The sequence below is a fragment of the Mycobacterium sp. genome, assembly GCF_032162105.1.
GTDB lineage: Bacteria > Actinomycetota > Actinomycetes > Mycobacteriales > Mycobacteriaceae > Mycobacterium.
Genome location: NZ_JAVRPS010000340.1, coordinates 1 through 14,430, shown reverse-complemented (window position 1 = coordinate 14,430; position 14,430 = coordinate 1). Strand labels below are relative to the sequence as shown.

The window sequence follows — 14,430 nt, the reverse complement described above, 5'->3', positions numbered from 1 at the left end:
GCGGGATCCAGGCCGGAGGTCGGCTCGTCGAGGATCAGCAACGACGGCCCGGTCAGCAGTTCGAGTGCCACCGACGCGCGCTTGCGCTGCCCGCCGGACAGCTTGTCCACCCGCGTCTCGAGGTGCTGGGTCATCTCGAGCTCTTCGAGCACCTGCATCACGACCTGCTCGCGGTCGGCCTTCGTCGTGTCCGGCGGCAGCCGCAGCTCCGCGGCGTACATCAGGGCCTGCCTGACGGTCAGCTGGCCGTGCACCACGTCGTCCTGCGGGACCATGCCGATTCTGCTTCGCAGGGAGGCGTATTCGGCGTGGATGTTGTGGCCTTCGAAGCTGACCGTGCCGCTCGTCGGGTGGGTGTAACCGGCCACCAGTCGCGCGAACGTCGACTTACCGGCACCCGACGGTCCGATGACGGCCGTCAACGTGCCCGGCCGCGCGGTCAGCGAGATGTTGTCGAGCAGCGTCTTGTTGTTCTCGATCGTCCAGGTGACGCCGTGCACTTCGAGGCCACCGGTGCGCGTCGCCGCCTCGGTCTCGCTCCGGCGGGCCAGCGTGCCCCCGGCGAAGACGAGGTCAACGTTGCCGATCGTGACCACGTCGCCGTCGCGCAGCATGGCCGATTCGATCCGGGCGCCGTTGACGAACGTGCCGTTGATGCTGCGGTTGTCCACGATCTCGGTGCCGCTTGGCGTCGGCACCAGGGTCGCGTGGTGGCGTGAGGCCAGCACGTCGGGGATGACGATGTCGTTGTCGGTGGCGCGGCCGATCTTGATGGACCCCGCTGGCGTATCCGCAGCTTTGCCCGGCCGCAGGATCTTGAGCATGCTGGTGGCGAGGTTGCCCTCGCTCTGCTGGCGCGGCTGCGCCGTCGGCCCCATCGTGGTGGCGGCCGGATAGCTCGCGGACTGTTGCGACGGGGGTGGCGTCGGGTAGCTCTGTGGGGGCGCGCCCGGGTATGACTGCGTCGCACCGGGATAGGACGGCTGCGGGCTGCTGGGATACGACGGCGTCGGGCCCGACGGATAGCGCGGCTGCTGACCCGGCGGGTACACCGATTGTGAGCGCGACGCACCCGGCGACGGCATGGATGGTCGCCCGGCCGCCGGCGGCTGGGCGGGCCAGGAACTGCTCGCCCGGTTGGCCACCGGCACCGAGGTGGTCTGCGGTGGTGTCCCCACCGCTCCCTGGTGGCGACCCACCTCGAAGGTCAGCTGGGGACCGTCGGGATTGCCGATGTTGATGCTGAGTCCGTCGGTGATGTCGACCACCGGAACCCGGTGGCCGTTGACGAACAGTCCGTTGAGGCTGCCGTTGTCGATCGCAATCCAGCGGCCCGCCTCGAAGCGCAGGATTATGTGCGCGCGTGAGATCAGGGGATGGGCAACGCGGACGTCGGCGCGCAAGTCACGGCCGATCACCACGTCGTTGCCTGCCGCAAAGGTGCGTGACGACCCGTCGTACCTAACGGTCAGCGCGGGTGGGGCTGGTCGCGTCATCGGATGCAACTCTATCGGTACCCGTGCCGGGTGTGATGGCGGTCCGTGCGCTTACTGCGTCGGTGTGATGCTCCAGCGGGCGGTGTCGGTGATCTGTTGCAGCGCAGCGATGCGATCGCCACGGGTGGTGATGACGTGGGCGAATGCCGCGTCGACCGCGGAGTTGCCGTCGCGTGCGGGCCCGCGATAGCGGCCGATGACCACGACGCGGTGCTCATCGATCTCGAGGTAATCGGTTGGTTCGACGCGCATGTCGTAGAGCCCGTCGATCGTGCCCCACACGCCGAGCATCTCGTTCGGACCGTGGTGCACGCCGCCGACCCCGTGCGGCATGCCGGCGCTGACGGTGCCTTCGAAGTCGTCGGACAGCAGCGTCAGCAGGGCTGTTGGGTCGGTTTCGGCGAGTGCGTCGTAGAGCCGGTGGGCGACTGAGTTGGCTGTGGGCATGTCGCTGCCTCCTTTTTAGAGATACCTCTCTATTATTACCTGGTGGCCAGACCCGCGCGCTACTCTGCCGACGAACTGCTCGACGCCGCCGCTGCTCTGCTGGCTGGCGGCGGCCCTGCCGCGGTCACGATGTCGGCGGTGGCGAGAGCGGTCGGTGCGCCGAGCGGCTCGGTGTACCACCGCTTTCCGACGCGGGCGGCGTTGTGCGGCGAGCTGTGGATGCGTACCGAGGAACGGTTCCAGGGCGGGTTCGCCGACGCCCTCGCCTCGCCGGGTGACCCGACCGCGCGGTGCGTGGCGGCCGCGCGGTTCGCGGTCCAATGGTGCCGTGACCATCCGGTCGAGGCGCAGGTGTTGCTCGTCGGGGCCGACGCGCTGGACCGCTCGGCATGGCCGGAATCCGTCACGGCGCGGCGCAATCGTCTGCATCGCACCCTGAATCGACTTCTGGCCGGACTGGACGCCGACCCGGACCGACTGAGCGCGGCGCTCGTCGACGTACCCTACGCCGTCGTGCGTCGGCACCTCGTTGCGGGGCAAAGGATTCCGGAGACGGCGGACGCGATCGTGGAAGATTGCGTGCGGGCCTTGATCTCGGGCGGCTAACGATTCGGTACTTGTACGGCCGAGATCCATCGGTATTCAGGCAATACATGGTCTCGTAGTGGCATGGCGAGGATGACCGGCGAGGCGCAACGACGCCGCTGCGGGCTGCGCGGAATGGTTGCGGCACTGATCTTCGGGTGCGTGTCATGCGCCATCATGGCTACGGGTGCTACTTTGCCGTCCGCCGCCGCAAAGCCCCTCGCCGACGCCGATGCCCGAGGCTTCGTGAACTCCCCGGCGCGCTGCGACCCGCAGCAGACGGCCGTCGTGATCGGCCGCACGAAGCTGTCGTTGATCGCGATCTGCGCCGATGGGCGGGGAGGCTACGAGTACCGGGGCGTGCGCCTGTCCGACCAGGCGATGCTGAGGCTGCCGGCCACGGCACAGGCCAACGGTTGCTTCGGCGCGCGCACCGAACAGGTCATCTACACCGTGTCCGAGCGCAAGCTCCTTCTCACGTCGGGCATCCGGATCATTCGCGACGAGGCGATGGTCGAGTTCAAGGACTACCGCACCCCCAGCGTGGCCGCCGTGTCGCAGCAGATACCAGGCCGGTAGTTCAGTTCGGCGAGCCGGTCAACACGCAGTGGGTATGGCTGTAGATGGTGACCATGCAGTCATTGGTGTGCGTGCAGACCGACGCCACGGTGTGCGCGTCGCCGTCCGCCTCGATGCGGTTCAACAGATCGGGTTCGGCGAGTAGCGCGCGGCCCATCGCGATGAAGTCGAATCCCTCGGCCATCGCGAGGTCCATGGTCTCGCGATTGGTGATGCCGCCCAACAGGATCAGCGGCATCGTGAGTTCGGCACGGAACAGGCGGGCATCGCTCAGCAGGTATGCGTCGTAGTACGGGTATTCGCGCACGACCTTGGCAAGGGCGGGGACATCCTTGCCCGGCGCGCCGCCTCGGAACGTGTACATCGGGTTCACCAACGAACTTCCCGCGGTGAGTTCGATCGCGTCCAGGCAGCCATCGTCCTGCAGCCACCTCGCCGTCTGAAGTGACTCCTCGACGGTGATCCCGCCGTCCACTCCGTCGGCCATGTTGAGCTTCGCGGTCACCGCGATCTTGCCCGCTCCGGCGTCGTCGACGGCGCGGCGCACCGCTTCGACCACGCTGCGTGCCACCTTGGCGCGGTTCTGCAACGAGCCACCGAACTCGTCGTCGCGCTTGTTGATCAGCGGGCTCAGGAAGGAGCTGACGAAGTAGCCATGGCCGAGGTGGATCTCGACGGCGTCGAACCCCGCATCGATCGCGAAGCGGGCCGCGGTGGCATGCGCCGCAACGACGTCGGCGATGTCGTCGCGATTGGCAGCCCTCGCGTACTTGCTCGTCATCGGCGCCAGCGCTTCTGCGTTGTTGGACCGGGCATCGGCGACTGGACCGGCATGTGCGATCTGTGCGCTGACGGCCGCGCCCTCCGCATGGATGGCTTCGGTCAGGGTGCACAGCCCGGGGATGGCCTCGGGGCGCCACCAGATCACGGGGCCCTGCGTGCGGCCGCCAGGGGTCACCGCCAGGTAGGCGACCGTGGTCATGCCCACCCCGCCCGCAGCGGGCAGGCGGTGGAACTCGATCAGATCCTCGGTGACCAGCGAGTTCGGGCTGGCCGCCTCGAACGTGGCGGACTTGATGATGCGGTTGCGCAGCGTCACCGGGCCGAGCTTGGCCGGGGTGAACACATTGGGCGGAGTGTTCATATCGGTGAGCCTGCCACAATGGCTGCCGTGGGAGCGATCACTCTGGACGGCAAGGCCACGCGCGACGAGATCTTCGTCGACCTCAAGGAGCGAGTCGCGGCACTGAGCGCGGCAGGCCGGACGCCCGGCCTTGGCACGGTGCTGGTCGGCGACGATCCGGGTTCCCAGGCATACGTGCGGGGCAAGCACGCCGACTGCGCGAAGGTCGGCATCAACTCGATCCGCCGCGACCTGCCCGCCGACATCGACCAGGCCACGCTCGACGCGACGATCGACGAGCTGAACGCCAACCCGGAATGCACCGGCTACATCGTGCAGTTGCCGCTGCCCAGGCATCTCGACGAGAACGCCGCGCTGGAACGCATCGACCCGGCCAAGGACGCCGACGGCCTGCACCCGACCAACCTCGGCAGGCTGGTGCTCAACGAGCCCGCACCCTTGCCGTGTACGCCGCGCGGCATCGTGCACCTGCTGCGCCGGTTCGAGGTGCCCATCGCCGGTGCGCACGTCGTGGTGATCGGGCGCGGCGTGACGGTCGGGCGGCCGATGGGCCTGCTGCTCACCCGCCGCTCCGAGAACGCCACGGTGACGTTGTGCCACACCGGGACTCGCGATCTGGCGGCCCTCACCCGGCAGGCCGACATCATCATCGCCGCGGCAGGCGTGCCGCACATCGTGACGGCGGAGATGGTCAAGCCCGGTGCGGCGGTGGTGGACGTCGGGGTGAGCCGCGACGACGCGGGCAAGTTGGTCGGTGACGTGCATCCGGACGTCTGGGACGTCGCGGGCCACGTGTCACCGAACCCGGGAGGCGTCGGGCCGTTGACCCGCGCCTTCCTGCTGACGAACGTCGTCGAGCTGGATGAGGCGAAAGTCGGTTGACACCAAGGGATTTCGCGCGCAAGGTGTTCGCGGGCCAGTGGCCGATCCTGACGGTTGGGCTGTTTCTCCTGGCGGCGTTCGGGCTGGTGGTCGCCGGCTACTGGCGCCGCGGGGCGCTGGTGCTGGCGATCGGCGTCGGAGTCGCGGCCGTGATGCGGCTGACGCTCTCCGAGGACCGGGCCGGGCTGCTGGTGGTGCGTAGCAGGGCCATCGACTTCGCGACCACCGCCGCGGTCAGTGCGGCCATGTTCTACATCGCGTGGACCATCGACCCGCTGGGCACCAGCTAGTTCTTCTCACCCCGCGAACGGACGGTTGTTGCACGCGAAACGCGAGTGACCCCGCAAACAACCGCACCGTCGGCGCTCAGAAAATCCCCAGAAAACTGCCCACCGAGTAATCTTGCCTACTATGCAAGAATTGCCCTATGGTGGAAACATGACCGGACTACGCGAGCGGAAGAAGGTCGACACGCGCAGAGCGCTCAGCGACGCGGCAATGCAGCTCGCCTTCGAGCGCGGGCTGGAGAACGTCACCCGCGACGAGATCGCCGCGCGCGCCGACGTATCGCTGCGCACGTTCAACAACTACTTCGGCAACAAGTACGAGGCCGTGGCCTACCGCCAGATCCAGCGGATGGAGCGCAGCCTCTCGGCTTTTCGCGAGCGACCCGCCGACGAGCCGCTGTGGACGGCCATCACCGAGGCAATCCTCGAGCCGTTGGCAGCCGAGGGCGCCGTCGGAGTTCTGCCGACCCACGGGCAACTCGCCGAGATCCGCAAGGTGGTGCTGGCACCGGAGATGCGGGTCACCATCTCCAAGAAGCTGTTCGCGGACTGGGTGGCGGCGATCGCCGAGCGCACCGGTACCGACCCGGAACGAGACATGTACCCGCGCTTGGTGGCCGGGGTGATGCGTGCTGTCGGCGAGGCCGCGATCGACGCCTATACCGTGGCCGATCCGCCGCGGCCCGTGACCACCTTTCTGAAGGACGGCTTCGCCGCCGTGGTCGTCGGCCTGCCCGAACCGACAGCCCGAGCCGCGAGGAAGATCCATGGATGAAATCGACGTCGTCATCGCAGGAGCCGGACCGAACGGACTGATGCTGGCCTGCGAGCTGGCGCTGGCCGGGGTCCGGCCCGTCGTCCTCGACAGGCTACCCGGGCCGAGCGACGAGCCGAAGGCCAACGGCCTTGTCGGACAGGTGATCCGGCAATTGGACATGCGCGGCCTCTACCAGCGGTTCAGCGGTGCCGATGGCCCGCCGCAGCCGATGTACGAATGGATGTTCGCCGGCCTGTCGGTGAACCTCGTTGGCCTCGAGGACAACCCGATGCGTGCGCTGTTCATCCAACAGCCCCGGTTCGTGCGGCTGCTGGAGAAACGTGCCCGCGATCTGGGGGTCGACGTCCGGTGGGGTCACGAACTCACCGGCCTGGTGTCGACGCCGGGTCGCGTTGCCGTCGCGGTGGCCTCGCCCGAACGCAGCTACGACCTCGACGCCACGTATCTGGTCGGCGCCGATGGCGGACGCAGCCTGGTCCGCAAGTCCGTCGGAATCGACTTCCCGGGAAGCACCTCGGACACGGTCGCCCGAATCGCGCACGTACACATGCCCGACGAACTGCGCACCGAGGACGGCGGTTACGCGGTTCCCGGTTTCGGCCCGTTGCGGTTCGGACATACCAGGCTGGAGCGTGGCGGCTTCATCTTTGTCCCGTTCCAGCCCGACCGACAGATGCTCGGGACCATCGAGTTCGGGCGCCAGCCGGGCCTGGACGAGACACCGGTGACCCTCGACGAAGTGCGGGAGAGCGCCAGCCGCGTGCTGGGTGTGGACGTTCCGGTGGAGGCCCCGCGCGGGCCGGGCCCGCATGCGCTGCGCCGGGTCGATGGGCAGAACAGCAGGCAGGCCGAGAGCTACCGGGCGGGCAACGTCCTGCTGCTCGGCGACGCGGCGCACGTCCACTCGGCGATGGGTGGGCCTGGTCTCAATCTCGGCATGCAGGACGCCGTCAACCTGGGCTGGAAGCTGGCAGCTCAGGTGAACGGGTCGGCGCCAGACGGACTGCTCGACACCTACGATTCCGAGCGTAGGCCGGTGGGGGAGCGGGTGATGATGCAATCGCTGTCGCAGACCGCTCTGATGGCGCCGGGTCCCGAAGTCGGGGCTCTGAGAACGCTTTTCGGTGAACTGATGACGCAGCCAGGTGTCGCGGCGCACATGGCCCACCTGCTGGCCGGCTCCGACGTGCGCTATGAGGTCGGCGACGGACACCCGCTGTCCGGCCTGCTGGTGCCCGATCTCGAATTGGACGACGGTCGCCGCGTCGCCGAATTGCTGTACGCGGCGCGACCCGTGCTTCTCGACCTGTCCGGAGGTGCGCTCACACCGACGGGCGCCGGCTGGGCCGACCGTGTCGATCTGGTCACCGGTGCGATGGCCGACGAGCGGTACGGCGGCATGCTCATTCGGCCCGACGGCTACGTGGCATGGGCGGCGGACGCCGTCGAGGCGGCCGACGTGCAACGCCTGCGTTCGGCGCTGGAGCGGTGGTTCGGACCGGCCGCTTGATGCGATCTCAGCGGTGCCTGTTCTGAGCGATCGGCGAGTACGGCGTCGGGTCGATGTCCGGTCGGCGCTCGTCGATCAGGTCGGCAAGGATGCGTGCCGAGCCGCAGGCCATGGTCCATCCGACGTGACCGTGCCCGGTGTTGAAGTACAGGTTGTCGTGCCGGCCGAGCCCGATCAATGGCGGTCCGTCCGGCGTCATCGGACGAAGGCCGGTGCGGTATCTCGCCGTGTCCCAGTCGATGGCACCGGGGAACAATTGGTTGCCCGCTTCGATGATGCCCGCGTAGTCGGCCGGAGTGCTGCTGCGGTCGTACCCGACGAATTCGGCGGTCGCCGACATCCTGAGCTCGCCGCCGAATCGCGACCATGCGACCAGCGTGCGCTCGTCGATGCCGCCGACTCGTGGTGCACGATCTGGATCCTTGATCGTCGCGGTGAGGGTGTAGCCCTTCGCCGGGTACACCGGTATGCGAAGGCCCATCGTGCGGGTGAGTAGCGGACTTGCCGCACCCGCGGCCAGCACGACGGCGTCGGCCCCAATGATGCCCTCGGAGCTAGTGATCCGCGTGATCGACGAGCCGTCGGTGTCGAGCCGGGTGACTGACGTTCCGAGATGGAACGTCACCCCGAGCCTGCGGCATACGGCCGATAGGCCGACGGCGAACCGTTGCGGGTCGCCGGTGCCGTCGGACGTGTCGTGAATCGCGCCGGCGAACCGGATACGGCTGTGGCCCAGTGCGGGCTCGAGTGCGACGGTCGCGTCGTGGTCGAGAACGTGCTGACGCCGGCCGTGGTCCTGCAGTAACCGTGAATTGTGCTCGGCGACTCGGAGATCCGCCTCGTCGTGGAACAGGTACAGCACCCCACTGTGGGTCTGCCAGTACTGCAGGTCTTCACGGGCGGCGAGCACGTCCATCAACTGCTGGCTGTAGCGGGCGAGCCGCAGTTTCGCCAACGTGTTGGTCCGCGACCTCGACGGTGTGCACTCCCGGATGAACCGAAGTCCCCACCGCACCAGGTCGGCGTCGGCTCGAGGGCGAACCCGGATGGACGTCGCCTCACCAAGCAACGACTTCACCAGCATCGCAGGCGCTTTCGGTGACGCCCACGCGTACGAATGTCCTGGGGCGATCAGGCCGGCCGTGCTGGCACTGGTGCCGGACGCGACGTCGCTTCTGCGGTCGTAGACGTGTACCTCGTGGCCCCGTTCGGCCAGGGCGTGCGCCGAGGCGACGCCGACGATTCCGGCACCGAGGACGGCGATCCTCACGCCGGCACCTCGAGGCCACGTGCGGGTCGGGTGACCGCACTGGATTCGGTCAGCAGCTTGCCCTTGGTCTCGGGTGCCATCGTCACCGTCACCAGCCAGCCGAGGCCGCAGACGCCCGCGCCGACGAGCATGGCCAGCTGCACCGAGTAGTCGAGTAGATGCGGCGCGCCGTAGACGCCGATCGCTGCGCCGATTCTGCTTGCCCCGGTGGCGAATCCGTTGGCGGTGGCGCGAACGCCGGTGGGGAACAGCTCGGAGGGGTAGATCGCTTCGAGGCACTGGCCCGAGTACATCGCGACGCCGAACACGGCGAACAACAGGAGCACGAGCCAGATCGGCGGTTGTGCCAGCACGGCGAGTCCGAGCAACGGCAGTGCGGAGATGGCGAAGCTCCAGAGCAGCAGCTTGCGTCGTCCCCGGTTGATGAACAGGATGCCCGACAGCGATCCGACGACGTAGAAGATCTGGATCAGCACGGCGCCGAGGTAGGCGCTGCTGCCTTCGGCCAGCCCGAAGGACTCGAGAATAGTGGGCTCGTAGGTGGCGATCGCGTAGATCGGCAACAGCTGGCATGCCCAGAACAGTGCGATGAAGATCGTCCGCCTGCGGTAGTCGCCCTGGAAGATCGTCCGGTATCCCGTTGGGGTGTCTTCGGGTTCGGCGATGTCGGCGATCGACGCGTCAGGTCCGAACATCTTCTTCAGCACGGCGTCCGCTTCGTCGGCCCGCCCCTTGCTCAACAGCCAGCGCGGCGATTCAGGCGTACCGAAGCGCATGAACAGGATGATGATCGCCGGGATCGCACTGCTGGCGAGCATCCAGCGCCAGGCGTCGGGTCCGAAGCGCAGCATCCACCATCCGACCGCGTAGGCGACGGCGGCTCCGACCGAGAACATCGTGACGAGCATGACCAGTAGCAGGCCGCGGGATTTCTGCGGCGCGAACTCCGAGGCGATGGTGGCCGCGATCGCGAAGTCGGCGCCGATCGCGACGCCCATCAAAGTGCGCAGCACGATCAGCTGCCACGGCTCGGTGGCGAAGAATTGCAGCGCCGACAAGAGGACGAAGCACGCGAGGTCGGCCAGGTAGATCTTCTGGCGGCCGAACTTGTCGGTCACTGCGCCGAAGATCATGCCGCCGAAGAACATGCCGACCAACGAGGCCGCACCGAGGAGGCCTGCGCCGACGGGGCTCAGTGAGAAGGACACGGTCAGCAGGGGGAGCGCGACGCCGATGATGCTGAGGATGTAGCCGTCGCAGAACTCGCCGCCACCCGCGTAGAGGGTGATCAACCACTGGGTCCGCGACGCCGGGGCGTGCTCCAGGGACGATGCTTTCGTTTCTGTCATGCGGCATAACCATAGTAACGAGTGTGCCGTAGGTCACTGTATGTTCAGTATGAATATACACAAGAAGCAATGCCATAAACTAGATGAAGCGTACTAGAGTAATCGCATGGATCAACCCGTACTCACGCCTGAACTTGCGGGTGAGATCGCGGACGAGACGACTCGCATCCTCGGCCACAACGTCCTGATCACCGACGAGAACGCGAGGGTGATCGGGAGCGGTGACGTCTCTCGGGTCGGCTCGATCCACGAGGCGTCGGTGTCCGTTCTACAGAGCGGGGACGCCGCGAGCCACAACACCGAGGAGGCGGCCGCCCTCAGCGGCGTGCTGCCCGGCATCACGATGCCGATCGTGCTCGACGGTGCCGTGATCGGAACGGTCGGCATCACGGGATCACCCGTGCGGGTCGTCCGGCTTGGCAGGCTCGTCCAACGACAGACCGAGATTCTGTTGCGCGAGTCGCTGTTTCAGCGGACCCGGTTGCTGCGCGAGAACCGGCTGACGCAGCTAGTCCGGGACATCACCCTTTTCGATCCGGGACTCGTCGACGAGCAGATCATCCGCGCGAGTGGTGTGGAACTCGGCTATGACTTGACTCAACCGCGCGTCGCGCTCCTCTTCGAGGTGCAGCCCGGCCCCCACAGCCAACCGTCGTCGGTGCGCCTCCTCGGCGAGATCTTCGGTGCACGCACCGATGTCGTCGCCGAGCTCGCGGCCGGACGATACGTTGTGCTGCACCATCTTTCACCCGACGACGCAGAACACGTGCGGGAGCGCGCACGTCGCGCCGCCGAACTTCTGCGGGACCGCCACGGAATCGTCGCGCACGTCGGCATCGGCGAAACGGGCTCTGACGTCGCTGCCCTGGCGGCCTCCTGCGCCGACGCCACGGCGGCGCTGCGGCTCGGCCCCGACGGTGGGGGAACGGGTATCGAAGTCCACGAGATCGCGAACTTGCGTGTGCGCCAACTGCTGAGCTCGGCGAGCGGTCGGGCGAGAGCGCGATTCACGTCGTCACAATTGGCACGGCTGTCCCGCGAGAACGACTTCGACGGCCTGTGTGACACCCTCGTCGCCTGGTGCGAAAGCGGTTTCAACCTCGTCGCGACCGCACAGCGACTCTCGATCCACCGCAACACCGTGATCTATCGCCTCGACAAGATCGCCAGAACGACGGCACGCGACGTGCGCGAACCCGGCGTGGCCATCGCGCTCTACCTCGCGTGCCTCATCGGTTAGGCGCCTGAAAGCGCGCACTCGGTACGGTCAGGCCAACGTGGCCCGGATGCCAACCGTCACGTACGGCAGCGCAAGGCCGGTGGTGTTGACCAGCGCGGGATGCGTGGCCAGCAGTTCGCGTACCTCGTCGAGCGTGCGGGTCCTTACCTCGGTCGGCGAGGTGATGCAGTAACTGCGCGACGCGACGAGGTCGATGAGCGCCTGCGGAGTCAGGTAGCTGGTCCACTCGAACTGCTGACGCTCGACGCCCGCGAATGGCTCGGGCAGCGTCACCTCGTGGTTGAACGGGTCATTCTCGTGGCCGACGATGCGACCGAGATCCTTGACCCAGCCGAGGCGCTCGTCGCGGGTGTTCCATATCAGCCCGAGCCGGCCACCCGGGCGAAGCACCCTGGCCACCTCCTTGACCGCACGCTCGAGATCGAACCAATGCCAGGCCTGCGCGACCAACACCGAGTCGACGCTGTTGTCCGGCAACGGAATGTCCTCGGCCGTGCCGAGCAGCGCCGGGGTATCGGGCAACGAGGCGCTGAGCAACTCGAGCATCTCGGGGATGGGGTCCACCGCCACCACGTCCAGCCCGCGTTCGACGAGCCGGATGGTCAGCTTCCCGGTGCCCGCGCCGAGGTCGAGCACGTCGCGCGCACCGCACGACAGCAGCCAGTCGATGGCTTCGGGCGGATACGACGGCCTGCCGCGTTCGTACGCCGCCGCTTCCAGGCCGAACGACAGGGAACGCCGCTGTCTGATCTGATCGGAGGTCACCGTGACGCCAGCTCCAGGGTCAGCCGGATGAGCTCGCCGACCGCGTCGGTCTCGATCAGGAACCCGTCGTGGCCGTAGATCGAATCGACCACGTTCAGGCCGGTACAGCCCGGCAGGAGTTCGGCCAGCTCCTTCTGCAGCCGCAGCGGGTAGAGCCGGTCGGACGTGATGCCGCCGACCACCACCGGCACTCGACAACTGCCAAGCGCCCCGGCCACTCCGCCGCGCCCGCGGCCCACGTCGTGGCTGCTCAAGGCGTCCGTCAACGCGACGTAGGTACCTGCGTCGAACCGCGCCGCCAGCTTGCCGCCCTGATGCTCCAGGTAGCTCTGCACCGCGTAGCGGCCGCCGTCCGTCGGGTTCTCGTCGCCCTGGGCGTCGTTGCCGAACCGGTCGTCGAGTTCGGTCTCGCCCCGGTAGGTCAGGTGCGCGAACCGCCTGGCGATCTCCATCCCCACGTGGGGCTCGCGCCCCGTGCCGTAGTAGTCGCCGTCCTGCCAGTCCGGGTCGGACTTGATCGCCGACACCTGAGAGCTCTGCGTGCCGATCTGGTCGGCGGTGGCGCGCGCACCGACCGCGAGCACCAGGGCAGCCCGCACGGTGTCGGGGCGTCCCACGGTCCACTCCAACGCGCGTGCGCCACCCATGGAGCCGCCGACCACGGCGGCGACCTGCGTGATGCCAAGCGCCGCAAGCGTCGCGATGTCGGCGTTGACCTGATCGCGCACGGTGATGGCTGGAAACCTTGAGCCCCAAGGCTTTCCGTCCGGTGCGGGCGAGCTCGGCCCGGTCGAGCCGCGACAGCCGCCCAACACGTTGGTGGCGATCGCGCACCAGCGGTCGGTGTCGATCGGTGCCCCAGGCCCGGCCACGCCGTCCCACCAGCCCGGGGTCGGGTGCTCCGGTCCGGCGGGCCCGGTGATGTGCGAGTCGCCGGTCAGTGCGTGCAGCACCACCACGACGTTGTCGCGGTTCGGCGACAGCTCGCCCCACCGCTGCACCGCGATGGACACGTCGTCGAGGACGGTGCCGTTCTCCAATGTCAGCGGCCCGATGTTCACCACGGTCAGCTGGCCTTCAGCGGGCAGCTGCGCGGCGAACTCGGGAGGGCTTTCCAACGTCGTCATACCGACACCGCGGTCTGCGGAACACCGGAGAACGGCTTGGCCGCGGCGAAGCCCCGCTCGAGGTCGGCGAGGATGTCGTCGATGCCCTCGATGCCGACCGCCAGCCGGACCAGGCCCGGCGTGACCCCGGTGGCCAGCTGCTCCTCCGGGCTGAGCTGCGCGTGCGTCGTCGAGGCCGGGTGAATCACCAGCGAACGCACGTCGCCGATGTTGGCGACATGGCTGTGCAGGGTGAGTGCGTTGACGAATGCCTTGCCCGCATCGATGCCGCCCGCCAGCTCGAACGCCAGTACGGCACCGGTGCCCTTGGGCGCGAGCTTCCGTCCCAACTCGTACCACGGCGAGGTGGGCAGGCCTGCGTAGTTGACCGACACCACGTCAGGGTGTCCTGCGAGGAATTCGGCGACGCGTTGCGCATTCTCGACGTGCCGCTCGACGCGCAGGCTCAGCGTCTCCAGCCCCTGGGCGATGAGGAAGGCGTTGAACGGCGCGGCGGCCGAGCCGTAGTCGCGCAGCAGCTGGACACGTGCCTTGAGCGCGAAGGCGGGCGGGCCGAGTTCGGCGAACACCACACCGTGATAGCTCGGGTCCGGGGTGGTGAAGCCGGGGAACTTGCCGTTGGCCCAGTCGAAGTTGCCGCCGTCGACGATCACGCCGGCGATCGCCGCGCCGTGCCCGCCGAGGTACTTGGTGGCCGAGTGCACCACGATGTCGGCGCCGAGTGCGATCGGCTGGATCAGGTACGGCGTCGCGATGGTGTTGTCGACGATCAGCGGCACGCCGTTCTCGTGGGCCACGGCCGATACGCCGGGGACGTCGAGGACGTCGATCTGCGGGTTGGAGATCGTCTCGGCGAAGAACGCCTTGGTGTTCGGCCGCACCGCCGCCCGCCACGAATCCAGGTCGTCGGGGTCCTCGACGAAGCTGACCTCGATCCCGAGCTTGGGCAGCGAGTAGTGGAACAGGTTGTA

Annotated in this window: 15 protein-coding genes; 7 read left to right on the top strand and 8 right to left on the bottom strand. The window is 67.9% G+C overall.

Annotation, left to right across the window (positions count from 1 at the left end; genetic code table 11):
* Both QOC69_RS17415 and QOC69_RS17410 read right to left on the bottom strand, forming a co-directional pair.
* Positions 1–1,496: FHA domain-containing protein (locus tag QOC69_RS17415; protein WP_526441761.1), on the bottom strand; the 1,496-nt coding region annotated here is incomplete at its 3' end.
* 51 nt (positions 1,497–1,547) lie between these two features.
* The gene (locus QOC69_RS17410; protein ID WP_526441759.1) at positions 1,548–1,943 is read right to left on the bottom strand and encodes a nuclear transport factor 2 family protein; all 396 of its coding nucleotides are present in this window, start codon (positions 1,941–1,943) and stop codon (positions 1,548–1,550) included.
* Between the two features lie 42 nt (positions 1,944–1,985).
* Here QOC69_RS17410 and QOC69_RS17405 point away from each other — a divergent pair, with 42 nt between their 5' ends.
* On the top strand, positions 1,986–2,549 hold the full coding sequence (locus QOC69_RS17405) for a TetR/AcrR family transcriptional regulator (protein ID WP_526441757.1): 564 nt from the start codon (positions 1,986–1,988) through the stop codon (positions 2,547–2,549).
* Positions 2,550–2,612: 63 nt separating this feature from the next.
* The gene (locus tag QOC69_RS17400; RefSeq protein ID WP_526441755.1) at positions 2,613–3,107 is read left to right on the top strand and encodes a hypothetical protein; all 495 of its coding nucleotides are present in this window, start codon (positions 2,613–2,615) and stop codon (positions 3,105–3,107) included.
* Between the two features lies 1 nt (position 3,108).
* Here QOC69_RS17400 and QOC69_RS17395 read toward each other — a convergent pair whose 3' ends face one another.
* Positions 3,109–4,251, bottom strand: a complete 1,143-nt coding sequence (locus QOC69_RS17395; protein WP_526441753.1) for an NADH:flavin oxidoreductase — start codon at positions 4,249–4,251, stop codon at positions 3,109–3,111.
* A 27-nt stretch (positions 4,252–4,278) separates the two neighbouring features.
* Here QOC69_RS17395 and QOC69_RS17390 point away from each other — a divergent pair, with 27 nt between their 5' ends.
* From QOC69_RS17390 to QOC69_RS17375, 4 genes are all read left to right on the top strand, one after another.
* Complete coding sequence (locus QOC69_RS17390) at positions 4,279–5,133, top strand: bifunctional methylenetetrahydrofolate dehydrogenase/methenyltetrahydrofolate cyclohydrolase (RefSeq protein ID WP_526441751.1); 855 nt, start codon at positions 4,279–4,281, stop codon at positions 5,131–5,133.
* Complete coding sequence (locus tag QOC69_RS17385) at positions 5,130–5,423, top strand: DUF3017 domain-containing protein (protein ID WP_526441749.1); 294 nt, start codon at positions 5,130–5,132, stop codon at positions 5,421–5,423. The genes QOC69_RS17390 and QOC69_RS17385 overlap by 4 nt, the downstream gene beginning before the upstream one ends.
* 148 nt (positions 5,424–5,571) lie before the next feature.
* On the top strand, positions 5,572–6,195 hold the full coding sequence (locus tag QOC69_RS17380) for a TetR/AcrR family transcriptional regulator (protein WP_526441747.1): 624 nt from the start codon (positions 5,572–5,574) through the stop codon (positions 6,193–6,195).
* Positions 6,188–7,708 carry an FAD-dependent oxidoreductase gene (locus QOC69_RS17375; RefSeq protein WP_526441745.1) on the top strand — a complete coding sequence of 507 codons (1,521 nt, stop codon included), beginning with the start codon at positions 6,188–6,190 and terminating at the stop codon, positions 7,706–7,708. The genes QOC69_RS17380 and QOC69_RS17375 overlap by 8 nt, the downstream gene beginning before the upstream one ends.
* A 7-nt stretch (positions 7,709–7,715) precedes the next feature.
* Here QOC69_RS17375 and QOC69_RS17370 read toward each other — a convergent pair whose 3' ends face one another.
* Both QOC69_RS17370 and QOC69_RS17365 read right to left on the bottom strand, forming a co-directional pair.
* A complete protein-coding gene (locus tag QOC69_RS17370; protein WP_526441743.1) occupies positions 7,716–8,978 on the bottom strand; it encodes an NAD(P)/FAD-dependent oxidoreductase in 1,263 nt (420 codons plus the stop codon).
* Positions 8,975–10,327 carry an MFS transporter gene (locus QOC69_RS17365; RefSeq protein ID WP_526441741.1) on the bottom strand — a complete coding sequence of 451 codons (1,353 nt, stop codon included), beginning with the start codon at positions 10,325–10,327 and terminating at the stop codon, positions 8,975–8,977. The genes QOC69_RS17370 and QOC69_RS17365 overlap by 4 nt, the downstream gene beginning before the upstream one ends.
* Positions 10,328–10,433: 106 nt before the next feature.
* Here QOC69_RS17365 and QOC69_RS17360 point away from each other — a divergent pair, with 106 nt between their 5' ends.
* Positions 10,434–11,567, top strand: coding sequence for a PucR family transcriptional regulator (locus QOC69_RS17360; RefSeq protein WP_526441739.1), 1,134 nt, complete (start codon positions 10,434–10,436; stop codon positions 11,565–11,567).
* A gap of 27 nt (positions 11,568–11,594) precedes the next feature.
* Here the strand turns inward: QOC69_RS17360 and QOC69_RS17355 are convergent, their stop codons facing one another.
* The 3 genes from QOC69_RS17355 to QOC69_RS17345 form a co-directional block, all read right to left on the bottom strand.
* The gene (locus tag QOC69_RS17355; RefSeq protein ID WP_526441763.1) at positions 11,595–12,317 is read right to left on the bottom strand and encodes a class I SAM-dependent methyltransferase; all 723 of its coding nucleotides are present in this window, start codon (positions 12,315–12,317) and stop codon (positions 11,595–11,597) included.
* 11 nt (positions 12,318–12,328) lie between these two features.
* The gene (metX, locus tag QOC69_RS17350) at positions 12,329–13,459 is read right to left on the bottom strand and encodes a homoserine O-acetyltransferase MetX (RefSeq protein WP_526441737.1); all 1,131 of its coding nucleotides are present in this window, start codon (positions 13,457–13,459) and stop codon (positions 12,329–12,331) included.
* The coding region (locus QOC69_RS17345; RefSeq protein WP_526441735.1) for an O-acetylhomoserine aminocarboxypropyltransferase/cysteine synthase family protein at positions 13,456–14,430 on the bottom strand (975 nt) is incomplete at its 5' end. The genes metX and QOC69_RS17345, both read right to left, overlap by 4 nt.

Coding starts and splice junctions, on each gene's coding strand:
- QOC69_RS17410 (WP_526441759.1), bottom strand. CDS start 1,943: ATGCCCACAGCCAACTCAGTCGCCCACCGGCTCTACGACGCACTCGCC.
- QOC69_RS17365 (WP_526441741.1), bottom strand. CDS start 10,327: ATGACAGAAACGAAAGCATCGTCCCTGGAGCACGCCCCGGCGTCGCGG.
- metX (WP_526441737.1), bottom strand. CDS start 13,459: ATGACGACGTTGGAAAGCCCTCCCGAGTTCGCCGCGCAGCTGCCCGCT.
- QOC69_RS17400 (WP_526441755.1), top strand. CDS start 2,613: ATGGCGAGGATGACCGGCGAGGCGCAACGACGCCGCTGCGGGCTGCGC.
- QOC69_RS17395 (WP_526441753.1), bottom strand. CDS start 4,251: ATGAACACTCCGCCCAATGTGTTCACCCCGGCCAAGCTCGGCCCGGTG.
- QOC69_RS17360 (WP_526441739.1), top strand. CDS start 10,434: ATGGATCAACCCGTACTCACGCCTGAACTTGCGGGTGAGATCGCGGAC.
- QOC69_RS17380 (WP_526441747.1), top strand. CDS start 5,572: ATGACCGGACTACGCGAGCGGAAGAAGGTCGACACGCGCAGAGCGCTC.
- QOC69_RS17375 (WP_526441745.1), top strand. CDS start 6,188: ATGGATGAAATCGACGTCGTCATCGCAGGAGCCGGACCGAACGGACTG.